Source organism: Streptomyces caeni (assembly GCF_042678285.1).
In the GTDB taxonomy this organism is placed as follows: Bacteria; Actinomycetota; Actinomycetes; order Streptomycetales; family Streptomycetaceae; genus Streptomyces; species Streptomyces caeni.
Map to the genome: position 1 here is coordinate 12,908 of NZ_JBHUDX010000152.1, position 26,363 is coordinate 39,270.

The 26,363-nt window shown below is 71.5% G+C and carries 19 protein-coding genes and 1 pseudogene; 13 read left to right on the plus strand and 7 right to left on the minus strand.

All coding sequences use genetic code 11. The features are described from left to right. Positions 1 to 372: 372 nt before the first annotated feature. Positions 373 to 2,280: an ABC transporter ATP-binding protein gene (locus ACFSL4_RS36800; protein ID WP_381092493.1), complete on the minus strand. Its 1,908-nt coding sequence runs from the start codon at positions 2,278 to 2,280 to the stop codon at positions 373 to 375. A gap of 583 nt (positions 2,281 to 2,863) precedes the next feature. Between ACFSL4_RS36800 and ACFSL4_RS36805 the strand changes: the two genes are divergently transcribed. Next, positions 2,864 to 5,230 (plus strand): glycogen debranching protein, encoded by a 2,367-nt coding sequence (locus tag ACFSL4_RS36805; protein ID WP_381092468.1) that lies wholly within the window; start codon positions 2,864 to 2,866, stop codon positions 5,228 to 5,230. Positions 5,231 to 5,295: 65 nt separating this feature from the next. Then, positions 5,296 to 8,592, plus strand: a complete 3,297-nt coding sequence (locus tag ACFSL4_RS36810; RefSeq protein ID WP_381092469.1) for a carbohydrate binding domain-containing protein — start codon at positions 5,296 to 5,298, stop codon at positions 8,590 to 8,592. 108 nt (positions 8,593 to 8,700) lie between these two features. Here the strand turns inward: ACFSL4_RS36810 and ACFSL4_RS36815 are convergent, their stop codons facing one another. From ACFSL4_RS36815 to ACFSL4_RS36830, 4 genes are all read right to left on the minus strand, one after another. After that, positions 8,701 to 9,033 (minus strand): hypothetical protein, encoded by a 333-nt coding sequence (locus tag ACFSL4_RS36815; RefSeq protein ID WP_381092470.1) that lies wholly within the window; start codon positions 9,031 to 9,033, stop codon positions 8,701 to 8,703. A gap of 84 nt (positions 9,034 to 9,117) precedes the next feature. Next, positions 9,118 to 9,615, minus strand: coding sequence for a DUF5949 family protein (locus ACFSL4_RS36820; protein WP_381092471.1), 498 nt, complete (start codon positions 9,613 to 9,615; stop codon positions 9,118 to 9,120). Between the two features lie 115 nt (positions 9,616 to 9,730). Next, on the minus strand, positions 9,731 to 10,027 hold the full coding sequence (locus tag ACFSL4_RS36825; protein WP_381092472.1) for a hypothetical protein: 297 nt from the start codon (positions 10,025 to 10,027) through the stop codon (positions 9,731 to 9,733). Positions 10,028 to 10,159: 132 nt separating this feature from the next. Further along, complete coding sequence (locus ACFSL4_RS36830; protein ID WP_381092473.1) at positions 10,160 to 10,399, minus strand: chaplin; 240 nt, start codon at positions 10,397 to 10,399, stop codon at positions 10,160 to 10,162. 547 nt (positions 10,400 to 10,946) lie between these two features. On the opposite strand from ACFSL4_RS36830, the gene iolC reads away from it, so the two are divergent. The 4 genes from iolC (at position 10,947) to mmsA (ending at position 16,281) form a co-directional block, all read left to right on the plus strand. Continuing rightward, the gene (iolC, locus tag ACFSL4_RS36835; protein ID WP_381092474.1) at positions 10,947 to 11,990 is read left to right on the plus strand and encodes a 5-dehydro-2-deoxygluconokinase; all 1,044 of its coding nucleotides are present in this window, start codon (positions 10,947 to 10,949) and stop codon (positions 11,988 to 11,990) included. 81 nt (positions 11,991 to 12,071) lie between these two features. After that, positions 12,072 to 12,884 carry a 5-deoxy-glucuronate isomerase gene (iolB, locus tag ACFSL4_RS36840; RefSeq protein ID WP_381092475.1) on the plus strand — a complete coding sequence of 271 codons (813 nt, stop codon included), beginning with the start codon at positions 12,072 to 12,074 and terminating at the stop codon, positions 12,882 to 12,884. After that, positions 12,881 to 14,764, plus strand: a complete 1,884-nt coding sequence (gene iolD / locus ACFSL4_RS36845) for a 3D-(3,5/4)-trihydroxycyclohexane-1,2-dione acylhydrolase (decyclizing) (RefSeq protein ID WP_381092476.1) — start codon at positions 12,881 to 12,883, stop codon at positions 14,762 to 14,764. Before iolB ends, iolD begins: the two co-directional genes overlap by 4 nt. Positions 14,765 to 14,778: 14 nt before the next feature. Beyond that, entirely contained in the window at positions 14,779 to 16,281 is a 1,503-nt protein-coding gene (mmsA, locus tag ACFSL4_RS36850; RefSeq protein ID WP_381092477.1) for a CoA-acylating methylmalonate-semialdehyde dehydrogenase, read from the plus strand. A gap of 66 nt (positions 16,282 to 16,347) precedes the next feature. Here the strand turns inward: mmsA and ACFSL4_RS36855 are convergent, their stop codons facing one another. After that, positions 16,348 to 17,193, minus strand: coding sequence for an SCO4651 family lipoprotein (locus tag ACFSL4_RS36855; RefSeq protein WP_381092478.1), 846 nt, complete (start codon positions 17,191 to 17,193; stop codon positions 16,348 to 16,350). 127 nt (positions 17,194 to 17,320) lie between these two features. On the opposite strand from ACFSL4_RS36855, the pseudogene ACFSL4_RS36860 reads away from it, so the two are divergent. The 4 genes and pseudogenes from ACFSL4_RS36860 to ACFSL4_RS36875 all read left to right on the plus strand — a co-directional run. After that, positions 17,321 to 17,782, plus strand: a pseudogene (locus ACFSL4_RS36860) (amino acid permease); the annotation flags it as partial. A 166-nt stretch (positions 17,783 to 17,948) separates the two neighbouring features. Then, positions 17,949 to 20,651 (plus strand): alpha/beta fold hydrolase, encoded by a 2,703-nt coding sequence (locus ACFSL4_RS36865; protein WP_381092479.1) that lies wholly within the window; start codon positions 17,949 to 17,951, stop codon positions 20,649 to 20,651. Then, positions 20,648 to 21,511 carry an ABC transporter permease gene (locus tag ACFSL4_RS36870; protein WP_381092480.1) on the plus strand — a complete coding sequence of 288 codons (864 nt, stop codon included), beginning with the start codon at positions 20,648 to 20,650 and terminating at the stop codon, positions 21,509 to 21,511. The genes ACFSL4_RS36865 and ACFSL4_RS36870 overlap by 4 nt, the downstream gene beginning before the upstream one ends. A gap of 317 nt (positions 21,512 to 21,828) precedes the next feature. Further along, positions 21,829 to 23,748, plus strand: a complete 1,920-nt coding sequence (locus tag ACFSL4_RS36875) for an AMP-dependent synthetase/ligase (RefSeq protein ID WP_381092481.1) — start codon at positions 21,829 to 21,831, stop codon at positions 23,746 to 23,748. Positions 23,749 to 23,806: 58 nt separating this feature from the next. On the opposite strand, the gene ACFSL4_RS36880 is transcribed toward ACFSL4_RS36875, so the two are convergent. Continuing rightward, a complete protein-coding gene (locus ACFSL4_RS36880) occupies positions 23,807 to 24,214 on the minus strand; it encodes a rodlin (protein WP_381092494.1) in 408 nt (135 codons plus the stop codon). A gap of 257 nt (positions 24,215 to 24,471) precedes the next feature. On the opposite strand from ACFSL4_RS36880, the gene ACFSL4_RS36885 reads away from it, so the two are divergent. The 3 genes from ACFSL4_RS36885 (at position 24,472) to ACFSL4_RS36895 (ending at position 26,108) form a co-directional block, all read left to right on the plus strand. Further along, positions 24,472 to 24,882: a rodlin gene (locus ACFSL4_RS36885; protein ID WP_381092482.1), complete on the plus strand. Its 411-nt coding sequence runs from the start codon at positions 24,472 to 24,474 to the stop codon at positions 24,880 to 24,882. A gap of 280 nt (positions 24,883 to 25,162) precedes the next feature. Continuing rightward, the gene (locus tag ACFSL4_RS36890) at positions 25,163 to 25,354 is read left to right on the plus strand and encodes a chaplin (RefSeq protein WP_381092495.1); all 192 of its coding nucleotides are present in this window, start codon (positions 25,163 to 25,165) and stop codon (positions 25,352 to 25,354) included. Positions 25,355 to 25,481: 127 nt separating this feature from the next. Further along, positions 25,482 to 26,108, plus strand: coding sequence for a chaplin (locus ACFSL4_RS36895; protein ID WP_381092483.1), 627 nt, complete (start codon positions 25,482 to 25,484; stop codon positions 26,106 to 26,108). The last annotated feature ends 255 nt before the right edge of the window (positions 26,109 to 26,363 follow it).

Genomic DNA, 26,363 nt, shown 5'->3' on the forward strand with positions numbered 1-26,363 from the left:
CGGCCGCACGTGCGCGGTCGTAGAACTCATCGGGTCGCAAGGCCCTGATCGGAGACTGACGTGGCACGTAGGCGCCTTGACGGTCGATGTGATCAGCTGCCGAGCGGACCTGCGCAGTACAGGCGCCGAACCGAACTGGTGGCACGGGAACACGGCCGGATCCGGAAGCATCGCCGGGTCCCTCCCCGGAGGAGACACAAGTACCGCCGAGGGTTCGAAACCGCGCAAGGACACCAACGAGGGCTCGGTGGCACTTCACCGACCCGTCACCGGGTCGACCGGCACCGGCCCGAGACCGCCCCTCCACCCTCACCACGGCGCAAATACGCAGGTCAGCGCTGTGCGCACGACCAGCCATGTCTTGGGGTCCTCCTACGCCACCGCCTGTCCCGCGCCCGCGATCTCCGTCACGCTCGTCCCGGGCGCGGGCTTCTCGAACTGCGTCCGGTACAGCTCGGCGTACCGCCCGTCCGCCGCGAGCAGTTCCTCGTGCGTGCCACGCTCCACGATCCGTCCGGCTTCGACGACGAGGATCACGTCGGCGGCCCGGACCGTCGACAGCCGGTGGGCGATGACGACGGCGGTCCGCCCCTCCAGGGCCTCCGCGAGTGCCTCCTGGACGGCCGCTTCCGAGGTGTTGTCCAGGTGGGCCGTGGCCTCGTCGAGTATGACGACGCGCTGGCGGGCCAGCAGCAGTCGGGCGACGGTCATGCGCTGGCGTTCGCCGCCGGAGAGCCGGTAGCCGCGCTCGCCGACCACGGTGTCGAGGCCGTCGGGCAGGGAGCGTACGAGGTCGTCGAGGCGGGCGCGGCGCAGCACGTCCCACAGTTCGTCCTCGGTGGCCCCGGGCCGGGCGAGCAGCAGGTTCTCGCGTACGGAGTCGTGGAAGAGGTGCCCGTCCTGCGTAACCATGCCGAGGGTGGCCCGCATCGACTCGGCGCTCAGTTCGCGTACGTCGACGCCGCCGATGCGGACGGCTCCCTCGTCGGTGTCGTACAGCCGCGGCAGCAGCTGCGCGATGGTCGACTTTCCGGCGCCGGACGAGCCGACCAGGGCGACGGTCTGGCCGGGTTCGGCGCGGAAGCTGATGCCGTGGAGGACCTCGGCGCCACCGCGGGTGTCCAGGGCGGCGACCTCCTCCAGCGAGGCCAGGGAGACCTTGTCGGCGGACGGGTAGCCGAAGCGGACGTCCTCGAACTCCACGGCAACCGGTCCCTCCGGCACGGCGCGGGCGTCCGGCTTCTCCTCAATCAGCGGCTTGAGGTCGAGCACCTCGAAGACACGTTCAAAGCTGACGAGGGCGCTCATGACCTCGACGCGCGCCCCCGCAAGTGACGTGAGCGGCGCGTAGAGCCGGGTCAGCAGCAGCGCGAGGGACACGACGGCGCCCGGCTGCAGGGTGCCGCGCAGCGCGAACCAGCCGCCCAGCCCGTAGACGAGCGCGAGCGCCAGGGCGGAGACCAGCGTCAGGGCGGTGATGAACGCCGACTGCGCCATCGCCGTACGCACCCCGATGTCCCGCACCCGCCGGGCCCGCGCCGCGAACTCGACGGACTCGTCCTCGGGCCGTCCGAAGAGCTTGACCAGGGTGGCGCCGGGCGCCGAGAACCGCTCGGTCATCCGGGTCCCCATCGACGCGTTGAGGTTGGCGGCCTCGCGCTGGAGCTTCGCCATCCGGCTGCCCATCCGCCGCGCGGGGATCACGAACACCGGCAACAGCGCCAGCGCGAGCAGCGTGATCTGCCAGGACAGGGTGAGCATCACGGCGAGAGTGAGCAGCAGGGTCACCAGGTTGCTGACGACTCCGGAGAGGGTGTTGCTGAAGGCGCGCTGCGCTCCGATCACGTCGTTGTTCAGACGACTGACGAGCGCACCCGTACGCGTACGTGTGAAGAACGCGACCGGCATGCGCTGCACATGATCGAACACAGCCGTCCGCAGATCGAGGATGAGTCCCTCGCCGAGCGTCGACGACAACCAGCGGCCGAGGATCCCGAACGCCGCCTCGGCAAGCGCGATGAGGGCGATGAGCACGGCAAGGCGTACGACGGTGCTCTGGTCACCGCCGGACACGATGGCGTCGACGACGCGCCCCGCGAGCACCGGCGTGGCGACGGCGAGCAGCGCGGTCGCCACGCTGAGCACCACGAACTGCCAGATGCGGCGGCGGTGCGGTCGGGCGAAGGCGCCGATGCGCCGCAGCGTCGCGCGGGCGAAGGGGCGGCGCTCCTGCTGCGCGTTCATGACGCTGTGCAGCTGCATCCAGGCTGTGCTCTCCATGCTCATGAGAGAGACGGTATGACCTCAAGCTCTCTTGAGGTCAAGGGAGACCTCAATCACGGCCATGGGACTGGTTGGCCCGCAGGTCGAGGTGTCGCGTATTCAATGTCCGCGGAGGGGTTCAGTCATTCGGCGTGTGCCTCGGAAGGCCCCTCCGCACGCCCCGCCACCGGCGGCTCCCAGAGCGCCACGTCGTCCGGACGGTCGGCCGTCCGAACAGATGAATAAGGTCTGAAACTGCCGCCCGGTCACCACCCGGGTCAGGGTCCGCGCGCTCACCGCGTCCGGACCCAGGTGCGTCGTGCCGCCCAGCGGCTGGTCGGCGACCACCACGAAGCGGATGTGTGGGACGTGCCCGGCCGCGAGGCGGGAGGCGACGACCGAGCGCGCTCACCGCCGAAGCGGCCGAAGAAGGCGCGCCGTCACGGCGGCCCGCAGGCGTCCGCGGCGCCGAACCGTGCGCAACGTCTTTACGGCCGTTCAGTGTTGCATTACTTTTCGGCAAGATTCTGCAACGCCTTTCGGGCGTCGGCGTCCGGGACAACGCCGAGGCTCTCCCCCACCTCTGCCTCCTGGAGTCGCCATGTCTTCGCCCGGACCTGCCCGCACCCGGAGAGAACACCGTCTCGGCCGTCGTGCGGCGACGGTCGGCCTCGTGGTCGCGGCCGCGCTCACCGGCCTCACGGTCCCCGCGCCCCTCGTCAGCCCCGTCGCCGCCGCCACCAGTGGCCCACTCGGCGCCCACTACGACGCGACCGGCGCGAACGTGGAGTTCCGTGTCTATTCCTCGCGCGCCACGCGCGTGGCGCTGTACCTGTACCAGGAGGCGACCGGGGTCCAGGAGGCCGCGGCCCTTCCCCTCGTCCAGGACTCCGGCACCGGCGTCTGGTCGGTGACCGTGCCCGTGTCCACGCTTCGCGGCCAGTACGGCATCACCGGCCCGGTCTACTACGGCTACCGGGCCTGGGGCCCCAACTGGCCCTACGACCCCGCCTGGACCAAGGGTTCGACCGCCGGATTCATCACCGACGTGGACGCCGCCGGCAACCGGTTCGACCCCAACAAACTCCTGACCGACCCCTACGCACGGGAACTGAGCCACGACCCCGTCACGCCCGCCCACAGCGACGGCTCGGTGTACGGCACGGGCCCGCAGTACCGGGCGGTCGACAGCGCCCCGCAGGCGCCCAAGGGCATCGTCCTGCCCGACGGCGGCGCCAGCACGGGGACCAAGCCCACCCGGGCCCTGAAGGACGACATCGTCTACGAGGTGCACGTGCGGGGCCTGACCGAGAACGACCCGTCGGTGCCCGCCGCCTACCGGGGCACCTACAAGGGCGCCGCGACGAAGGCCGCCGGCCTCGCGGCCCTCGGCGTGACCGCGGTGGAGTTCCTGCCCGTGCAGGAGACCCAGAACGACGCCAACGACGTCGACCCCGCCACCACCGCCGGGGACAACTACTGGGGCTACAACACGCTGGACTACTTCGCCCCGGACCGCCGCTACTCCTCCGACCGGAGCGCCGGGGGGCCCACCCGCGAGTTCCAGGAGATGGTGAAGGCGTTCCACGACGCCGGGATCAAGGTGTTCACCGACGTCGTCTACAACCACACCGGCGAGGGCGGCCCCTGGAACGCGAACGACAAGAACACCTACAGCCTGTTCTCCCTGCGCGGCCTGGACAACCCCACCTACTACTCGCTCACCAGCGACATGCAGGGCCCCTGGGACAACACCGGCGTCGGCGGCAACGTCAACACCTACAACCCGATCACCCGGAACCTGATCACCGACTCCCTGGCGTACTGGAAGGACACGCTCGGCGTGGACGGCTTCCGCTTCGACCTCGCGCCCGTCCTCGGCAACACCTGCCAGCACGGCTGCTTCCAGTACAGCCGCACCGACCCCGGCACCGCGCTCAACCGCATCACCGCCCTGATGCCGCCCCGCCCGGCGAACGGCGGGACGGGCACCGACTGGATCGCCGAACCGTGGGCCCTGGGCAGCGGCACCTACCAGGTCGGCAACTTCCCGGCCGGATGGTCCGAATGGAACGACAAGTTCCGCGACACCGTACGCCGCGACCAGAACGCGATGGGCGTGGAGAACGTCACCCCGAGCGACCTGGCCACCCGTATCGCCGGCTCCTCCGACCTGTACCAGGCCAGCGGCCGCGCCCCCTGGAACTCCGTCAACTTCGTGGTCGCGCACGATGGTTTCACCCTCGCCGACCTCTACCGCTGCAACACGAAGAACAACAGCCAGAGCTGGCCCTACGGCCCGTCCGACGGCGGCTCCGACCACAACCTCTCCTGGGACCAGGGCGGGGTCGCCGCCGACCAGCGCAAGGCCGCACGCAACGGCCTGGCCCTCCTGATGCTCTCGGCCGGCACTCCGATGACGACCGGCGGCGACGAGTACCTGCGCTCCCTCAACTGCAACAACAACCCCTACAACCTGGACTCCTCCGCGAACTGGCTCACCACGTCCCTCACCGCCGACCAGAGCACCTTCCGCACCTACGCCCAGCGCCTGATCGCCTTCCGCAAGGCCCACCCGGCGCTGCGCCCGGCCACCTTCTACAGCGCCTCCGACGGCAACGGCAACGGCATGGGGCAGCTCGACTGGTTCACCCCCGCCGGAAACGCCCCGGACGGCACCTATTGGGGCGACCCGAACAACCACGCCCTGGCCTGGCGCTACGACGGCACGGAACTGGGCGACCCGAGCAGCGCGATCTACGTCGGCTACAACGGCTGGTCCGGCGACGTCGACTTCACCCTTCCCTCCCCCGGCCCCGGCAAGAGCTGGTACCGCGTCACCGACACCTCCACCTGGGCCGAGGGCGCCGACCAGGTCGCCCAGCCCGGCGCGGAAAGCCTCATCGGCGGCTCCGGAACCGCCTACCGGCTGCACGGCCGGGCCGTCCTCGTCCTGATCGCCAAGTGACAGCCGCCGCTCCACCCATCTGACCGGCCGCGCCCTCGCTGCGGCACCCCACCGGAGGAGCCACCGTGATCACCCTGTCCCATCAGCCCCCACCCGGCAGACGGCGCACCCGCCGGCACCGGCCGCTTGCCGCCCTGTTCGCCACCGCACTCGGCCTGCTGGCGGCGCTGCTGCCCGCCGTGGCCGCGCGGGCGGCGGCCAGCGCGACGGTCTACTACCGGCCGGCCGCCGGCTGGACATCGGTGAACATCCACTACGCCCCCACGGGCGGCAGTTGGACGACGCCACCCGGCGTGCCCATGGATGCCGCCTGCGCCGGCTGGTACAAGAAGACCGTCAGCCTGGGCTCGGCCGACTCGCTGGCCGTCACCTTCAACAACGGCTCCGGCACCTGGGACAACAACGGCGGCGCCAACTATGCCCTCGGCAGCGGCACATCGGCCGTGGCCGACGGCACGGTGACCACCACCGACCCGTGCACCACCGCCCAGCCGGCCTCCGCGACGGTGTACTACTACACGGCGACACGGAACTGGCCGGCGTACTACCTGCACTGGGCGCCCACCGGCGGCGGCTGGACCACCGCGCCCGGCACCCCGATGACCGCCGCATGCACCGACTGGGTCAAGCTGACCGTCGACCTGGGCACCGCCACCACGTGGCAGGCCACCTTCAACAACGGCAACGGCACCTGGGACAACAACGGCGGCGCCGACTACCGGCTCGGCACGGGCACCGTCACCGTCAAGGACGGGGTCGTGGCCCACAGCGACCCCTGCGGTGCGGCACCACCGACGACCGGGAACTCCGCCACGGTCTGGTACTCCACCGCGACGGTCGGCTGGACCACCGTCAACCTGCACTGGGCGCCCACCGGCGGCGGTTGGACCGCCGCGCCCGGCGTCGGCATGGAACCGGCCTGCACCGGCTGGGTGAAGAAGACCGTCGACCTGGGCACCGCCACCACATGGCAGGCCACCTTCAACAACGGCAACGGCACCTGGGACAACAACAACGGCGCCAACTACCTGCTGGGCGAGGGTGACTCAACCGTCCAGGACAAGGTCGTCAAGGCGAACGCCGCCGACCCGTGCGCCGCCACCCCGCCCGACACCACTGCGCCGTCCGTGCCCACCGGGGTGAAGGCCACCACCACCGGCACCTCGGCCGTGGTCACCTGGGACGCCGCCACCGACGACGTGGCCGTCACCGGCTACCAGGTCACCCGCACCGGCGGCACTCACGGCACCTCCGTCGCCGACACCTCCTCCACCGTCGCCTCCCAGAGCGGCCTGGAGGCAAACACCTCCTACTGCTGGACCGTGCGTGCCCTGGACGCTGCCGGCAACATGTCGGGGGCGGGCACGGCCGCGTGCGCCACGACCGGCGACGCACCGCCGCCGCCCGCCGCCGGCACCCCGCTCGGGGGCGATCCGCGCAAGGACCCGATCTACTTCGTCCTCACGGCGCGCTTCTTCGACGGCGACAGTTCGAACAACCGCGGCGGCAGCCAGCACGTGAAGTCCGGCAACGCGGCCAACGACGACCCCATGTTCCGCGGTGACTTCAAGGGCCTGGTCCAGAAGCTCGACTACATCAAGGCGCTCGGCTTCTCCGCGGTCTGGATCACCCCGGTCGTCCTCAACCGCTCGGACTACGACTACCACGGCTATCACGGCTGGGACTTCTACCGGGTCGACCCCCGGCTGGAGTCGGCGGGTGCCTCCTACCAGGACCTGATCAACGCCGCCCACGCCAAGGGCATGAAGATCTACCAGGACGTGGTCTACAACCACTCCTCCCGCTGGGGCGCCAAAGGACTGTTCGTCCCCAAGGTCTACGGCGTGCGCGACTCCCAGTGGTCCTGGTACTACGACCAGCCGAACGCCGACTTCGACTACGACGGCCTGAGCGTCGAGCCCGTCTCCGGCAAGTCGTACTACAACGGCGATCTGTGGTCGACCGCCGAACCCACCGGCAACACATGCCTGAACTGGGGCAAACCCACGGGCCAGACCAGCCCCGAGGGCTACACCCTCTACAACTGCCAGTGGCCCTCCCCCACCAGCAAGATGTTCCCCTCCGCGTACTACCACCAGTGCTGGCTGGGCAACTGGGAAGGAGAGGACTCCCGATCCTGCTGGATCCACGAGGACCTGGCCGACTTCAACACCGAGAACCCGGCCGTCCAGCAGTACCTGATCGGCGCCTACGACAAGTACATCGACATGGGCGTGGACGGCTTCCGGATCGACACCGCCGTACACGTCCCCCGCATCACCTGGAACCGCCGGTTCCTGCCCGCGATCCAGGAGGAGGTCACCCGCGCGTTCGGCGCGGACAAGGCAGCGGACTTCTTCGTCTTCGGCGAGGTCGCGGCCTTCGTCAACGACAAGTGGAACCACGGCTCGGTCAACCACTCCGCCCAGTTCTACACCTGGAAGGAACGCAGACAGTACACCGACGACGATGTCCAGGCCGCTCTCGACCAGTACACCTACGAGGAGGACCTGGGCCCGGCGGGCCAGCCCGTGTCGACCAACGCCTTCCTGAACGGCAACGCCTACCACACTCCGGATCACAGCCGGTTCAGCGGCATGAACATCATCGACATGCGGATGCACAACAACTTCACGTACGCGTCCAACGCCTTCAACAACGGCAAGGACTCCGACGACTCCACCAACGACGCCACCTACAACGTCGTGTACGTCGACAGCCACGACTACGGCCCCAACAAGTCGAGTACCCGCTACAACGGGGGCGCCGACGCCTGGGCGGAGAACATGTCCCTGATGTGGAGCTTCCGCGGCATCCCCACCCTCTACTACGGGTCCGAGATCGAGTTCCAGGCCGGCAAGCAGATCGACTGCGGGCCCACCTGCCCGCTCGCCGGCACCGGCCGCGCCTACTACGGCGAGCACCTCGCCGGAGACGTCACCGCCGCCGACTTCTCCGAGGTCTCCAGCGCCTCCGGCGCCGTCGCCACCACCCTGCGGCAGCCCCTGGCCGAGCACCTCCAGCGGCTCAACCGGATCCGCCGGGCGATACCCGCCCTGCAGATGGGCCAGTACTCCACCGAGGGCGTCACCGGAGACATGGCGTTCAAACGCCGCTACACCGACACGGCGAGCGGCATCGACAGTTACGCCCTGGTCGCCGTCGGCACCGCCGCCACCTTCACCGGCGTCCTCAACGGCACCTACAAGGAGGCCGTCACAGGCCAGACCGTCACCGTCACCGACGGCACCCTCACCATCCCCGCCTCCGGCAAGGGCAACCTCCGCGTCTACGTCCTCGACCAGGGCGGCATCAACGCGGCACCCGGCAAGATCGGCGCGGACGGGCCCTATCTGAAGTAGCTCTGAAGTAGCGGCACCGCCGCCACCGGTCATCCCCCTGCGGGCCTCCGTCGTGGCGCGTGCCCGCCCGCCGGTCCGCCGGGGGACCGGCGGGCGGGAGACGGGGGGTCAGACGGGCGGGAGACGGGGGTCAGACGGGGCGAACTCGAAGCGTGACGGCGTCATGTCGAGCGCGGCGACGGCCTTGTGCAGTTCGTCGTCCAGGGACTGGATCCGCACGGTGTCCGGCGTGACCCGGTCCCGCTCCCGCATGACCTCCGGCGAAGTGCGCAGAACCGGTAAGAGATCCTCGGCCTTGAGCCCCTTGCCGTCCAGGTGGGGCAGCGCCCAGAAGTCGACGTCGTACAGCGGGAGCCAGACCGGCCCGGTGACCTTCCATTCCGACCACGTCGTACGTCCTGACTCCGGCGACTCGCATAGGCAAATACCCCCGTCGCCCATTTCGATTGCGGTATTGCGCGGGCGCGAGGACGGGTCAAGGGTCCACCTCGCGCGCGGCGGGACGTGAACGGCCCGCCCCGTCCGTCAGCCGCGCAGGCTCCGGACCGGCAGGAGCACGTGCGCCGCGGTGGTCAGGGTCTCCTCCGCGCCCGCGAACGCCGCCAGCCGCTCGGGCTGGACGGGCCTGCCGGGCACGGCCTCGGGCCAGGGGCGGGTGGCGAACAGGAAGTAGGCGTGGCCGCGTGCACGGACCGCGGCCGTCCACTCCGGCGGCACACCGCACTGCGCGTTCACATACGGCATGGTGAGGACGGCCTGGCCCGCCTCGGCCAGCAGCGTCACAGGCAGGCTGGGGCGCTGGGAGCCGTCGACGACCTCCTCGCCCGCGTTCAGGCCGTTGGCACGCAGCAGTGCCCCGATGGCCGCCGTGCATCCCGCGGGACCGCTCGCGCCGTCGCCGAGGGAGTAGGCGAGCAGGTAGGGCATGTCCCCGCCGGGGGCTTCGCCGCTCCAGGCGACGACGACGAGCGTGCCGAGGTCCGCGGCGCGGAAGGAGCGCGTTGCGCTGGGGGTTGTGGTCACGGCGGAACCGTATCGGCGGCCCGGGACTCCGCCGGGCGAGTTTCCCCCGGCCGGGGGACGGGGCCGGCGGCGACCACACGAACGAGGGACCGGGGGCGGCGGCCGGTGCGGCGGTTCACCCCTGCTGGAGGGGAAGGCCGCCGAGCAGCCGGGTGGGCCCGCCGTCGCGGTTGAGGGCGGCCGCCGCGCCCTTCACGGTGTGGAGGACGGAGCCCTCGTTCTCGGTGTCGAGGGCGTCGGACTGGTGCTGGACGGGGCGTACGTCGAGGGTCTGCTGGTGGGTGAGCGTGTCCAGGGCACCGTTGAGGCTGGAGGGCGTGAGACCGGAGGCATCCTGCGCGACAGCGGGAGCGGCGATCCCGGCCACGGCCAGGGACCCGGCGACGGCGGCGGCCGCCTTGAAGGGCTTCATAGTGTTCCTTTCTTCGGCGACTGCCGTCACCACAGAAATGGGCGCGCGAACGCCGCGGCGACCGCCGCCCCCTGCTACGCCGACCGGCCGCCCCCCGGCGGGAGAACGGCCGGCAGAAGGTCCGCTGGGACGTCAGTTGTTGACGCAGCCGTTGCCGAACGCCGGGTTCAGCAGACCGACGGCGTCGATCGTGTCCCCGCACACACCGACCGGGACGTGGGCCGGGACCTGCAGGGAGCTGCCCGACAGGATGCCCGGGGAGCCGTCGGCGGTGGCGCTTGCGCCGCTGTCGGCGGCGGCGACGCCGGCGGCGCCCGCCACGGCCGCGACGGCAACGGAGGTCAGGGCCAGGCCCTTCGCGATACGCGACATGGAGAGGTACTCCTTGGGGATCGTTCACAACAACCGGGCGGAATGCCCGACGTTGAGTCAACTGCGCAGCCTGTGACCGAGTTGCGCCTCCGATGGAGTGATGTCCCGCAATCGGCGGAACCGCGTCCACACGGACGGGCCGGACCCGCTGCGCCGGGCCCGGCCCGCCGGTCCGCGTCCGGCGAAGCGACCGCCGACGCCCGGCGTGACGCCGGGCGGTCCTGCCGGCGCTGGAGAAATACGCGCCGCGGTGCGGCGGCGGCACCAGGCTCGTCTCCTCACCCGCCATTACGCGCCACGGTGCGACGGTAGCTCCCAGCTGCCGCCCGGCCCGCGCCCGGCCCGGGACGCCATCCCCCTCGCCGTCCGCCCTCCCCCGCGCACACCGGAAACGACCCGTGGCGCACGCCACCAGGACGGGCCGGAAGCCCGGCGGCCGCAATCGTCCGGGGCACACGACAGGTCTCGTCCATATGTCCGGACAAAATGTTGACAGGGCTCCCTCGGCGCGACTAGACCTGGGGACAGCCGACGTGAAGGGAACTCGATGGAGGAGTTCGAGGAGACCACACCGCACGCCGCCGGCGAGTCCGGCGGCACCGGTGCCCCGTACGACCTGATCACCATGGGCCGGATCGGCGTGGACCTCTATCCGCTGCAGACGGGCGTGCCCCTGCCGCAGGTGACGTCCTTCGGGAAGTTCCTGGGGGGTTCGGCCGCGAACGTCGCGGTCGCCGCCGCCCGCCTCGGCCGCCGTACGGCGGTGATCACGCGCACGGGCGACGATCCCTTCGGCACCTACCTCCACGAGGCGCTGCGCGGCTTCGGCGTGGACGACCGCTGGGTCGCACCGGTCCCGGGGCTGCCGACGCCGGTCACGTTCTGCGAGGTCTTCCCGCCGGACCACTTCCCGCTGTACTTCTACCGGCAGCCCAAGGCGCCGGACCTGGAGATCGACGCCCACGAGCTGGACCTGGACGCCATCCGCGCCGCACGCATCTTCTGGGTGACGGGCACGGGACTGAGCGAGGAGCCCAGCCGCACTGCCACGCTCGCCGCCCTCGCCCACCGGGCCAAGGCCGGTACGACGGTCTTCGACCTCGACTGGCGGCCCATGTTCTGGCACGACGACCGGCGAGACGGCATGCGCGGCTCCCGCCGGGGACCGGACACCGCCCGCCGGTTCTACGCCGAGGCCCTGCGCCACACCACCGTCGCCGTCGGCAACGTCGACGAGGTGGAGATCGCCACGGGTGAGCGCGAGCCGCACGCCGCCGCCCGCGCGCTGCTGGACGCCGGCGTGCGGCTCGCGGTCGTCAAGCAGGGGCCGGAGGGCGTCCTCGCGGCCGGCAGCGGAGGCGAGCCGGTCCAGGTGCCCCCACTCCCGGTCGAGGTCGTCAACGGCCTCGGCGCGGGCGACGCCTTCGGCGGCTCCCTGTGCCACGGGCTGCTCGCCGGCTGGGAGCTGGGGCGGATCATGCGGTACGCGAACGCGGCGGGCGCCCTGGTCGCCTCCCGTCTGGAGTGCTCGTCCGCGATGCCCACGGCCGACGAGGTCGAGGCCGCACTCACGGCGGGAGCCGTGCGGTGAGGGCGGTGCGGCGGCCGGGACGGCGCCTGCCGGATGACCGCTGTGAGAACCGGACTGTGAGAACCGGACTGTGAGGACCGCATGAGTACGGAGCTGTACGTCCCCAGGGGCACCGCCGCGAACGCGCGGTACACCCTCGACATCGACCCGGAGCGGGCCGGCTGGACCCACAGCAGTCTGCGGATCCTCAAGCTCCCGCCGGGGGGCACACACACGTTCGCCACCGGCGACAGCGAGTGGATCGTGCTTCCCCTCGAAGGCGCCGGTACCGTGCGCACAGAGGACAAAGTGTTCCAACTCCTGGGCAGGGAAACCGTGTTCGCGGGGACTTCCGACTTCGTGTACGTGCCCCGCGACGCCCGGGCACAGATCGCCTCCGGTGCGGGAGGCCGCTTCGCCCTGGCAGGAGCGAAGTGCGAGCGCCGACTCCCCGCCCGCTACGGCCCCGCGCCGGAGGTCCCCGTCGAAGACCGCGGCAGCGGCACCTGCGCCCGCCGGGTACGCAACTTCGCCTCCGCGGACGCCTTCGAGTGCGACCGGCTCATCGCCGTCGAGGTCATCACCCCCGGCGGCAACTGGTCGTCGTACCCGCCCCACAAGCACGACGAGACACGGCCGGGCGAGGAGACGGAGCTGGAGGAGATCTACTACTTCGAGATCGAGGGCCCGAACGGTTTCGGATACCAGCGCGTATTCCCCTCGCGTGAGGGCGGATCCGACGTCCTCGCCGAGGTCCGCACCGGTGATGCCGTCCTCGTCCCCGACGGCTGGCACGGCCCTTCCATCGCCCAGCCCGGACACACCATGTACTACCTGAACGTCATGGCCGGGCCGGGCGAGGAGCGCCAGTGGCGGATCTGCTTCCACCCGGATCACACGGAGGGATACCGATGACCTCAACGACGAGGCTCACGGTCGCTCAGGCGCTCGTACGCTTCCTGGCCGCCCAGCACACCGAGCGCGACGGGGTGCGCCGACGTCTGATCGGTGCCACCTGGGGCATCTTCGGCCACGGCAACGTCGCGGGCCTCGGGCAGGCACTGGTCGAGTACGCCGGCCTCATGCCGTACCACCAGGGACGCAACGAGCAGTCGATGGTGCACGCGGCGGTGGGCTACGCCCGGCAGTCGAACCGGCTGTCCACGCACGCCGTCACGACGTCCATCGGCCCCGGGGCGACCAACCTGGTCACCGGCGCCGCCCTCGCCACGATCAACCACCTGCCGGTGCTGCTGCTGCCCGGCGACGTCTTCGCCACCCGCCCCGCGGACCCGGTGCTCCAGCAGCTGGAGGTCCCGCACGTCGGCGACGTGTCCGTCAACGACTGTCTGCGCCCGGTGTCGAAGTACTTCGACCGGATCACCCGCCCCGAGGCGCTGATCCCGGCCGCGCTGCAGGCGATGCGCGTGCTGAGCGACCCGGTGGACACGGGCGCGGTCACGCTCGCGCTGCCGCAGGACGTGCAGGCCGAGGCGTACGACTGGCCCGAGGAGTTCTTCGCCGAGCGGATCTGGACGGTGCGCCGCCCGGGCCCCGACCCCGTGGAGCTGGCCGCGGCGGTCCGGGCGATCCGTGCCGCGCGGCGCCCGCTCGTGGTGGCCGGCGGCGGCGTCCACCACAGCCGCGCCGAGGACGCCCTCGCCGCGTTCGCCGAGGCCACCCGCATACCCGTGGCCTCCACGCAGGCCGGCAAGGGTTCGCTGCGCTGGGACCACCCGCAGGACGTCGGCGGCATCGGCCACACCGGCACCGCGGCCGCCGACGAACTCGCCCGCACCGCCGACCTGGTGATCGGCGTGGGTACCCGGTACACCGACTTCACCACCGCCTCCGGCACCCTCTTCGCCGGCGAGGGCGTCCGCTTCCTCAACCTCAACATCGCCCCGTCCGACGGCCACAAGCTCGCCGGGCTGCCGCTGGTCGCCGACGCGCGCAGCGGCCTAAAGCTGCTGACGCGGGCACTGGAGCCGCACGGGTACCGCGCCGGGCCCGGGTACATCACCGAGTACACCGAGGACAAGGAGCGCTGGGAGCAGCGGGTCGACGCCTGCTTCGAGGCCGACGAACCGGACGTACGGCCGACGCAGCCCCAGGTCATCGGCGCCCTGGACGCCCTGGTGGACGAGTCCGACATCATCGTCAACGCCGCCGGCTCGCTCCCCGGCGATCTGCACAAGCTGTGGCGGACCCGCTCCCGCGACCAGTACCACCTCGAGTACGGGTACTCGTGCATGGGCTACGAGATCCCGGCCGCCATCGGGGTGAGGATGGCCGCTCCCGACCGCCCGGTGTGGGCGCTGGTCGGCGACGGCACCTATCTGATGATGCCGACGGAGATCGTCACCGCCGTGCAGGAGGGCATCGCGATCAAGATCGTGCTGGTGCAGAACCACGGCTACGCGTCCATCGGCGGCCTGTCGGAGTCCGTGGGCGGCGAGCGGTTCGGCACGGCCTACCGGTTCCGGTCCGACGACGGCACCCACACGGGCCCGCCGCTGCCCGTCGACCTCGCCGCCAACGCGGCCAGCCTGGGCATGCGGGTGCTGCGCGCGAAGACCGTGCACGCGCTGCGCGCCGCCCTCGCCGAGGCGCGCGACGCGGACACTCCCACATGTGTCTACGTGGAGACCGAAACCGCAGACACTGTGTCGGGCGCGCCTCCCGCGCAAGCCTGGTGGGATGTTCCCGTGGCCGAGACCGCGACCCGACCGTCGGCGGTGAAGGCCCGCGAGCTGTACGAACGGCACGTCTCGACCCGACGCCGCCATCTGTGAAGGAGTTCTCGGTCATGACGAAGATCGTCAACCACTGGATCGGCGGCAAGACCGCCGAGGGCGCGTCGGGCACGTACGGGCCGGTGACGGACCCGGCGACCGGCGAGGTCACCACGAAGGTCGCGTTCGCGGCCGTGGAGGAGGTCGACGCGGCCGTCGCGGCGGCCAAGGAGGCGTACCGCACCTGGGGGCAGTCCTCCCTCGCCCAGCGCACGACCGTCATGTTCCGGTTCCGGGCGCTGCTCGACGAGCACCGCGACGAGATCGCCGGGCTGATCACCGCCGAGCACGGCAAGGTGCACAGCGACGCACTCGGTGAGGTGGCGCGCGGCCTGGAGATCGTCGACCTGGCGTGCGGCATCACCGTCCAGCTGAAGGGCGAGCTGTCCACTCAGGTGGCCAGCCGCGTGGACGTGGCCGCGATCCGGCAGCCGCTGGGTGTGGTCGCGGGCATCACACCGTTCAACTTCCCGGCGATGGTGCCGATGTGGATGTTCCCGCTCGCCATCGCGTGCGGCAACACGTTCGTGCTGAAGCCCTCCGAGAAGGACCCGTCGGCGTCGGTCCGCCTCGCCGAGCTGTTCGCCGAGGCCGGCCTGCCCGACGGCGTCCTCAACGTCGTCCACGGCGACAAGGTGGCCGTCGACCGGCTCCTGGAGCACCCGGACGTCAAGGCCGTCTCCTTCGTCGGCTCGACCCCGATCGCCCGCTACATCCACACCACGGCCTCCGCCAACGGCAAGCGCGTCCAGGCCCTGGGCGGCGCGAAGAACCACATGCTGGTCCTGCCGGACGCCGACCTGGACGCGGCGGCGGACGCCGCGGTGTCGGCCGCGTACGGCTCGGCGGGCGAGCGCTGCATGGCCATCTCGGCGGTCGTGGCGGTCGGCTCCGTCGGCGACGCGCTGGTGGAGAAGATCCGCGAGCGCGCCGAGAAGATCAAGATCGGCCCGGGCGACGACCCGGCCTCCGAGATGGGCCCGCTGATCACCAAGGCACACCGCGACAAGGTGGCGTCGTACGTGGCGGGGGCGGCGGCGGAGGGCGCCGAGGTCGTCCTCGACGGCACCGGCTACACCGTCGAGGGCTACGAGGACGGCCACTGGATCGGCATCTCGCTCCTGGACAAGGTGCCGACCACGGCCAAGGCGTACCAGGACGAGATCTTCGGCCCGGTGCTGTGCGTGCTGCGCGCGGAGACCTACGACGAGGGCGTCGCGCTCATCAACGCCTCCCCGTTCGGCAACGGCACCGCGATCTTCACCCGCGACGGCGGCGCGGCCCGCCGCTTCCAACTGGAGATCGAGGCGGGCATGGTCGGCGTGAACGTGCCGATCCCGGTCCCGGTGGGCTACCACTCCTTCGGCGGCTGGAAGGACTCGCTCTTCGGCGACCACCACATCTACGGCAACGACGGCACGCACTTCTACACCCGCGGCAAGGTCGTCACCACCCGCTGGCCCGACCCGGCCGACGCCCCGACGGGCGTGGACCTCGGGTTCCCCCGCAACCACTGAGGCCGCACGGCACCGGTGCCCCGCCTCCCGCACACGGGGGCGGGGCACCGCCGTGCCGGCCCCGGTTCAGCCCTGCTGCCGCCCGGCGGCCTTCTTCAGCTCCTCAGTGACGTCACCGGTCTGCGCGGCGGGCGGGGCCTTGACCGTGGACGTGGCGCCGAACTTCTCGAAGTCCATGGTCACCGTCACCCTGCCGAACCGCTGCTTGATGCGGACCGGGAGGTCCTTGGGCCCGACCCAGACGTCCATGGTGATCGAGTCGCTGCCGCCGGTGAGGGACCCGAAGAGGTTGTCGCCGTTGCCGTAGGCGTCCTTGAACCTGCCCAGGTGCTCCCGGTCGATCACGGCCCGGTAGTGGGTCGCGCTCTGCCCGTCGACGGTCTCCTTGCCGAGGTCGTCGACGTCGTTCGCGTACTTCAGGCCCCGCATGGAGGCCGCCGGGCTGCCGCCGCCCGTGTTTCCCGTGAGCGCCTGGGCGCCCTTCTCGCCGAACACCGCCGACGCGTCGACCTTCATCCACTCCTTGCCCTTGAGCGGGCCGGAGGGCTGCGGGTCGACGTCGTAGTAGTAGGCGCCGTCCACGAACAGCATGCGGATCTTCGCGGCGTCCTGGAGCCGCTGCATCTGCACGGCCCGGGTGTCCATCTCGACGTCGAACGCGTAGCCGTGGCCCCATGAGTAGGTGCCCTCCATGGTGATCGGGCTGCCGTCGCCCATCACGGTGGACATCCTCACTTCCGCCGATCCCACGTTCTCGGTCCGGTCGGTGGCCCGAGCGAGCGCCGCCATGATCTTGTCCGCGTTGCCGACGGCCGTGGCCGCCGACCTGGCGCTCTCAGCACCGCACGCGGACGTCGCCAGCAGCGCCGCCGCCGTGACCCCCACCCAGGTCGCGGTGTGCCGCAGTCTCATCTGTCCCACCCCATTGCTGTGATTCGGTTGTGAGGAGCGACTCTAGCGGGGGCCGCCGACACCGGCCCCGGCCGGGCGAGTCGCCGGGTCCAGGGCGCCGGCGGTGTCCGGACTCCGGACGAAATCGGTGATCCAGAACTCCCGCGTGCTGTTCGCCTCGGCCCGCGACAAGGCATGGCCCGAGCCGGTCAACAACGGCCTCACCAAGTTCGGCCGCTTCGGCTCGTCGTGGGTCGCCACCCTCCTCGTCGGCGTTCCGGGCGCGCTCCTGTGCTTCGTCGACCTGGACACCCTCTACGGCGTCACGGGCGTCTCGGTGACCGGCATGCACCTGCTCGTCGCGGTCGCCGCCCTGCCGGCCCGGCGCGGCGCGCACCGCCACGCCCCCGCGTGGCGGATGCCGCTGTGGCCCACGATGCCGATCGTGCTGATCGCGGTCCTGGCCCATGTGCTCAGCCGGCAGGAGACGGGCTACCTGCTGTGGACCGGCGGCATCACGGCGGTCGCCACCCTGTACCGGATCCTCTGCCTCCGCCCGCGCCGCGAGACCCGCCGGCTGGTGTCGGTCCCGGAGGACGCGCAGGGCTGAGCCGTCCACCGGGGGGAGGGAGACCGGGTCCACCGGGCCTCCGCAGGGTCCATGTGGCCGTACCACGTCCGCGGTATGCGGGAGCAGGGCCGTACGTCCGTGGGAGGTGCCGGGGTTCAGCCCGGCGGCTGCTTCGGTTGTCGCCGGCGGCCCGTACCGTTGACGCATGGATCTTCGACCGCCCGCCCTCCGAGGGCTGCGCCGGGGCACCGTGGCCGCCGTGGCCGCGGTTCTCCTCGGGTCGGCCGGTGCCGGCACATGGACGGCCGTCGCCTCGGACGACGCGCCCGCCGTGCACCGCACCGACACAGTCATGAAAATGGGCGGCGGGGTCCGGATCGACACGTCGTACTTCACCTCCGCCTCCGCCGGCCGCCGCCCGGCCGTCCTGCTCGCGCACGGCTTCGGCGGCAGCAAGAACGACGTCCGCGACCAGGCGCAGCAGCTCGCACGTGACGGGTACGCGGTGCTGACGTGGTCGGCGCGCGGCTTCGGAAAGTCGACGGGGAAGATCGGGCTGAACGACCCGCGGGGCGAGGTCGCCGACGTCTCGCGGCTCGTCGACTGGCTGGCCCGGCGGCCGGAGGTCCTGCTGGACAAGCCGGGCGACCCCCGCGTGGGCGTCACCGGCGCGTCGTACGGCGGAGCGATCGCGCTGCTGGCCGCGGGGCACGACCACCGGGTGGACGCGATCGCCCCGGCGATCACCTACTGGAACCTGGCGGACGCCCTGTTCCCCAACGGCGTGTTCAAGAAGCTGTGGGCCGGCGTCTTCATGAACTCCGGCGGTGGCTGCGCCCACTTCACCGCCGAGCTGTGCGCGATGTACGACCGGGTCGCGGAGTCCGGAAAGCCCGACGCACGGGCACGCGCGCTGCTTCAGGCGCGTTCTCCCTCGGCCGTCGGCACGGACATCAAGGTCCCGACGCTGCTGTTCCAGGGCCAGTCCGACTCGCTGTTCCCGCTCGGCCAGGCCGACGCGGCGGCCCGTGCGATCCGGGCCAACGGAGCACCGGTCGACGTCGACTGGATCGCGGGCGGACACGACGGCGGGGACATGGAGACCAGCCGCGTCCAGGCGCGCGTCCGGGCGTGGTTCGACCGCTATCTGAAGGGCGACACGGGCATCGACGCCGGGCCCGCCTTCCGGATCACCCGTACCGGAGGCATCGACTCCACGGACGGCGCGGCCCAACTGCGGGGCGCCAGCGGGGACAGATACCCCGGCCTGGAGAGCGGACGGCGGACCATCGCCCTCGACGGCCGCGAGCAGAGCTTCGCGAATCCCGCGGGCGCGAGCCCGCCCGCGGTCTCCGCGCTCCCCGGCCTCGGCGGCGCCGGCGGCCTGTCCCAGCTGGCGTCCCTGGGCCTCGGGGTCTCCCTCGACTTCCCCGGGCAGTACGCGCACTTCGACTCAGGCCCCGTGCGCGACACCCTGTGGATCACCGGCTCGCCGACGGTGACCGTCCATGTGGTCTCGACGAGCGATGACGCGGTGCTCTTCGGGAAGGTGTACGACGTCGGCCCCGGCGGCACCCCGCAGGTGCTGCCCGCCCAGCTGGTCGCCCCCGTGCGGGTGGAGAAAGCCCGGCGGGGCAGGGACGTCACGCTGACGCTGCCCGCGGTGGACCACGAGGTGCAGAAGGGCCACCGGCTACGGTTGGTCCTCGCCTCGACCGACCTCGGCTACGCGTCCCCGGCTGCGCCGGCCACGTACACGGTCTCCCTGAAGGGCGGCCTGGCCGTGCCCACGGCACCGGGCGTGACGACCGCGGCGGCCCCGCTCCCCTCCTGGGTCTGGTGGCTGCCGGCGGCCGGCGCGGCGGTGGCCCTGGCGCTGCTGCTGGCGGGCCGCCGCCGCACCACGGCGCCGGCCCCCGACCCGGCGCTGGCCGACGTCCCGCTGCACATCACGGACCTGAGCAAGCGGTACGCGAAGTCGGCGGACCGGTATGCGGTGCGGGACCTCTCCTTCCGTGTGGAGAAGGGCCAGGTCCTGGGCCTGCTGGGACCGAACGGCGCAGGCAAGACGACCACCCTGCGGATGCTGATGGGTCTCATCCGGCCGGACGGCGGCGAGATCCGGGTCTTCGGGCACGCGATCCGGCCGGGCGCCCCGGTGCTGTCGCGGGTCGGGGCCTTCGTGGAGGGCGCGGGCTTCCTGCCGCACCTGTCCGGCCGGGAGAACCTGGAGCTGTACTGGCGGGCCACGGGCCGCCCGCCCGGGGACGCGCACCTGGACGAGGCCCTGGAGATCGCGGGGCTGGGCGACGCGCTGGCCCGGGCGGTGCGCACCTACTCCCAGGGGATGCGCCAGCGTCTGGCCATCGCCCAGGCGATGCTCGGCCTGCCGGACCTGCTGATCCTCGACGAGCCGACCAACGGCCTGGACCCGCCGCAGATCCGCGAGATGCGCGAGGTCGTGATCCGGTACGCGGCGGCCGGACGCACGGTCATCGTCTCCAGCCATCTGCTGGCGGAGGTCGAGCAGTCCTGCACCCACCTGGTGGTCATGGACCGCGGCCGGCTGGTCCAGGCGGGTCCGGTGCACGAGATCATCGGCTCCGGCGACACACTGCTCGTCGGCCTGGCGGCCGGCATACCCGACCCCCTGGTGGAGAAGGTGGCCGCGCTCCCCGGCGTGTCGTCGGCGCTGCGGACGGAGGGCGGGCTGCTGGTGCGTCTGGCGCCGGGGACCGCCGGCGCCGGCCCGGCCACCGGCGCCGCCGCGGAGCGGGCCGGCTCCGGCTCCGCCGCTGCCGCGCGGCTGCTGGCCGAACTCGTCCGGCTGGACGTCCCGGTGGCGTCTCTGGGCCCCCACCGCCGTCTCGAAGACGCCTTCCTCACCCTGATCGGAGGCTCCCCGTGAGCACCCTCGCCCAGCGGGCCGAGACGGCCGACGGCTACCGGGCGCGACGGACACTGCCGCTGCGCGTCGAGCTCGTCCGGCAGATGAAGCGGCGCCGCACGCTCGTCATGGGCGCGGTCCTGGCGGTGCTGCCGTTCGTGCTGGCCATCGCCTTCGCGATCGGCGGCGATCCCGGCGCCCGCAACGGCCAGGTCACGCTCATGGACACGGCGACCGCGTCGGGCGCCAACTTCGCCGCGGTCAATCTCTTCGTCTCCGCCGGCTTCCTGCTGGTCATCCCGGTCGCCCTGTTCTGCGGGGACACCGTCGCGTCGGAGGCGAGCTGGTCCTCGCTGCGGTATCTGCTCGCGGCGCCCGTCCCGCGCGCCCGGCTGCTGTGGTCGAAACTCGTGGTCGGGCTGGGCCTCAGTCTCGCGGCCATGGTGCTGCTGCCCGTCGTCGCGCTCGCGGTGGGCACGGCGGCCTACGGCTGGGGACCGCTGGAGATCCCCACCGGCGGCGCCCTCGCACCGGGCACGGCGGCCCAGCGGCTGATCGTGGTGGTGGCGTACGTCTTCGTGTCCCAACTGGTCACCGCCGGACTCGCGTTCTGGCTGTCGACGCGGACGGACGCGCCACTGGGCGCGGTGGGCGGCGCGGTCGGCCTCACGATCCTGGGGAACGTGCTGGACGCGGTCACCGCCCTCGGCCACTGGCGCGACGCCCTGCCCGCGCACTGGCAGTTCGCCTGGGCCGACGCGGTCCAGCCCCGCCCCGAGTGGTCCGGCATGATCCAGGGCACGGTGGTCTCCACGACGTACGCGCTCGTGCTGTTCGCGCTGGCCTTCCGCGGTTTCGCGCGCAAGGACGTCGTCTCCTAGGGTGTTTCGAAAGTCCTGTGCGGTGCCCGCGGTGTCCGGCGCGTGCTCTCGGCGTGCCGGACGAAAGCCCTCGTACTGGACGTACTCGGGGTTTCGGCCGGTGCGGCGAGTGCGGGTGCCCCCCGCTCGAAGAGCTTGGGGGAGCGTGCCGGGCGCCGTGGGTGCTGTGCGGGACTTCCGAAACACCCCCCAGGGGCCTCCCCGGCCGGCCTCCACCGAACAATCTCCGTCCGTGCCATTGAATTTCCTTAACTCGTGAGTAAGTTGACCTTCGAGTAAGTACGCATGTCCGCACCCGAGCCGCGACCGGAGCCGTCATGGGCGTACGCAGGGATCTGAAACGGGCACAGCGGCGCGGCGATCTGGCCGCCCGCACCGAGGCCGAGCTGATCAGGGACGAGAACGGCACGGTCCGCGAGGTCCGCACCGCCCCGATCGCGCCGCGCGCCGCCACGGGCAGCACCGCCGGCCTCCCCTTCACCAACGCCGCCGAGGCGCCCGACGCCGTGGTGCTGCGCCGCCAGGAGGGCACCGGCTGGCGGCCGGTGACCGCGGCCGCCTTCGCCGCCGACGTCACCGCCACGGCCAAGGGCCTGATCGCGGCGGGCCTGGAACCGGGCGGCCGGGTCGCGGTCATGTCCCGCACCCGGTACGAGTGGACCGTCCTCGACTTCGCGATCTGGGCGGCCGGCGGCCAGACCGTTCCCGTCTACGCCACCTCGTCCGCCGAACAGGTCGACTGGATCGTCCGGGACTCGGGGGCCCGCTTCCTCGTCGTGGAGAGCGCCGAGAACGCGCACACGGTGGCGACGGCGACGTCCGGCCACCCGGAGCCCACGACCGTCTGGCGCCTGGACGAGGACGCCCTCGGTCTCCTCGCCGGCCTCGGCCGGGACGTTCCCGACGAAGAGGTCACCAAGCGCCGCACCGCGCTCACCCCCGACACGGTCGCGACGATCTGCTACACCTCCGGCACCACCGGACAGCCCAAGGGCTGCGTCCTCACCCACGCCAACCTGCACGCGGAGGCCGCCAACACCGTCGAACTGCTCCACCCGGTCTTCAAGGAGGTCACGGGCCAGGTCGCCTCGACCCTGCTGTTCCTCCCGCTCGCCCACATCCTGGGCCGCACCCTGCAGATCGCCTGCCTGATGGCCCGTATCGAGCTGGGTCACTTCCCGAGCATCAAACCCGACGAACTCCGGCCCGCGCTGCGGCGGTTCCGCCCCACCTTCCTGGTCGGCGTCCCCTACCTCTTCGAGAAGATCCACGACACGGGGCGCGCCACCGCAGAGAAGATCGGACGCGGCGCCTCCTTCGACCGCGCCGACCGCATCGGGGTCCGCTTCGGCGAGGCGTCCCTGAACCGGTTCCTGGGCACCGGCAAGGGCCCCGGGCCCGGCCTGTACGCGGCGTGGGCCCTGTACGACCTGCTGGTCTACCGGCGCATCCGCAGGGAGCTCGGCGGCCGCATGCGCTATGCCATCAGCGGCGGCTCCCCACTCGACCGCAACCTCAACCTGTTCTTCTTCGCGGCCGGCATCGTCGTTTACGAAGGCTACGGCCTCACCGAGACGACCGCCGCCGCCACCATCGTCCCGCCCCTGCGGCCGCGCCCCGGCACGGTCGGACTCCCGGTCCCGGGCACGGCCGTCCGCATCGCCGACGACGGCGAGGTCCTGATCAAGGGGGGCGTGGTCTTCGGCGCCTACTGGAACAATCCGGCCGCCACGGACGCCGTGCTCAGCGGCGACTGGTTCGCCACGGGCGATCTCGGCTCCCTCGACCAGGACGGCTACCTCACCATCACCGGCCGCAAGAAGGACATCCTCATCACCAAGGGCGGCAAGAACGTCTCGCCCGCCGTCCTGGAGGACCGGCTGCGCAGCCGCCCGCCCGTCGGCCAGTGCATCGTCGTCGGGGACAACCGTACGTATGTCGCGGCCCTGATCACCCTCGACCCCGAGGCGGTCGCACACTGGCTCGCCGTGCGCAAGCTGCCCCCCGGCACCCCGATGTCCGAGCTGGTCCGCGATCCCCGGATGCGCGCGGATGTGCAGAAAGCCGTGGACTACGCGAACCAGGCGGTCTCCCGGGCCGAGTCCATCCGGAGGTTCGCGCTGGTCGAGGGCGAGTTCAGCGAGGAGAACGGCCTGCTCACCCCGTCCCTGAAGATCAAGCGTCACGCGGTGATGACCGCGTACGCGCGGGAGATCGAGGCGCTGTACGGCGACTGAGCACACATGAGGAGCGGCCCGCCGAACACTTCGGCGGGCCGCTCCTCGGGTGCCGGACTCAGCCGTTGCCGGTGCCGTTGGCCGACAGAACCGGAATGTCCTCCAGGAGGTGCGAGAGCGGCTCGTCGCCCTTGGCCTGGGTGGAGTTCTCGCTGCACTGCTGGTTCTGCGGGGCCGACAGGACCGGGATGTCCTGGACCCCGACCGGCACGACGCCGACCAGCGAACCGGCGTTGACCTTGCCGGGCAGGCCCACACACGGCTTGTTCAGCGAGCCCTGGACGAGCGCGAGCTGCGGGCTCATGTCACCGGAGGTGCTGGAGTTGCCGTACTGCTGCGCCGCGTTGTTGCCGCTGGTGGACGTCGCGTCACCGTCGTCGCCGAGCGCCAGGGCCGGCGCCGCCGCGGCGGCGGAGGCGCCGAGAACGGAAGCGGCGACCACCGCGGCAGCCATAACCTTCTTCATCACTTGCTAGTCCCTTCTGGAGAAACCCCGTCCACCGGAGCGCTCTGGACAACTGCCGCACACAGGCTTGGTTGCTCTCATTCACTCCGATGGCCTACACCGGGGAAGGGTTGGATTGCCCTTCTGCTCCCGCTGCGGTATCCGCATTCACTCCCCATCGAACGCCCCGGACGGGTGAATCCTCGAAACCAATCCCAATAGGACGGGTTGAGCGCCAGAGCAGGAACACGTGCCTCTGCACAGGAAAGGAACGCGAAATGTTCAAGAAGGCAATGGCCATGGCGGCGGTCGCGGCTTCCGTCGTCGGCGCCTCAGCGGCGGCCGCCCCCCAGGCGCTTGCCCTCGGAGACGACGACAGCGCCACGTCGACCAGCGGGAACGATGCCTCGCAGACCTACGGGAACTCGGCCACCATCGGCGCCATGAGCCCGCAGTCGTCCCTCGCCGAGGGTTCCCTGAACAAGCTCTGCGTCGGCCTCCCGGCGAAGGCCAACGCCGGTTCGCTCGTCGGCGTCGTGCCGGTCTCCGCCGCCGACGTTCCCGTCCTGTCGGCCGCGCAGAACCACCAGTGTGCCGAGAACTCCACCCAGGCCAAGGGGGATGAGCCGCTCTCGAACATCGCGAACGGCATTCCGGTGCTGTCCGCCAACGGCACCAGCAACGGCTGAGGTCCTCTGCGGTCCCCGGCCCGCCGTGCGGCGACGATGTGCGAACGCTTCCCCGTATGCAGCATCCGCCTGAATTCAATCGTGGCGTTCGAGTGAATTGCGCGGCGCCTCTCGTAGGGGAGTTGCTTCGGCCGTCTATTCCTCGTTTCACAGACTGCAGGTCGTGCGGCGAGCGTTCAAGCTGTGCTCGCTCGGTTTCGGCCGTCACAGGGGCACGACCGCAACGAAGGGAAACTACGTGAAGCACAAGAAGAGCGCTGCCATCGTCGCCGGTGCCATCATGACCCTCGGAATGGCCGCCCCGGCCATGGCCGACGCAGGTGCCGACGCTGCCGCGACCGGTTCCCCGGGCGTCCTCTCCGGCAACGTCATCCAGGTTCCCCTGGCCATTCCCGTCAACGCGTGCGGCAACACCGCCAGCCTTGTCGGGCTGCTGAACCCGGCGTACGGCAACGGGTGCGCGAACTACTGACGACATAGCCGTCAAAGGCTGATGCCGTCGCACCAGCCCCGGCTGTGTCACGGCCGGCCTTGGACTGCTCTCTTCGGCTCCGGGGCCGGCCCTTCCGGCTCATCCCACTTCTAGGAAGACAACGAGATTGCGACAGACCCTGAGCAGGGGAATGGTCGCGGCTGCCGCCGCGACAGGCATTCTGTCCCTGTGCGGCAACCCGGTGCACGCGGACTCCGGTGCCGCCGGCACCGCGAGCGGATCGCCCGGCGTCGCGTCCGGCAACACCGTCCAGGTGCCGGTGGACACGCCGGTCAACCTCTGCGGCAACACCGTCGACGTGGTGGCCGCGCTGAACCCGGCCTTCGGCAACGCCTGTGCCAACGGTCCCCGCACGGGATCCACGACCGTTCCGGCCCAGACTCCCCGCACCACCGGTCCGAGTGACAGTCACGACCGCCCCGAGACCGGCAACAGCCACGGCCCCGGCAGCGGCAATGACCACGGACCCGGCGTGTCGAGCCCCGGCATGCCCGGCGACGGGCAGCAGAACCGCCCGTCGGGCAACAGCAGCACCCCGCCACGCACGAGGCCGGGCCACCAGCCGAAGGCGCCGCAGGCCGCCACGCTCCCGGGCACCGCTCCCTCGCGCATGGCGCCCACGCTGGCCGAGACCGGCAGTGAGGGCGTGATCGCGGCTTCGGCGGTCAGCGTCGCGATGCTGGCCGGCGGGCTCGTCCTGTACCGGCGGAGCCGGGCGACGGCCCGCCGGTAGTGCGACGGGTGCCGGGCGCGGCGCGCCCGGCACCCGCGCCGCCGTTCCCATACGTCTCCCCCAGCCGAGGCCCAGGGGCGGCGCCCACCGCGCGGGCGCCGCCCCTGGGCCGTTCCTGTCCACGAGCGGGGGGAGCGGGCGCCGCGGCTGCCGAATTCGACGTCCGTGTCACAAAGAACCGGGTTCTGTCACACATGTCCCGCGTCCACGGGCCTTCTGTCACACCCGGTTCACAGGCCCTGTCCACCGCACACT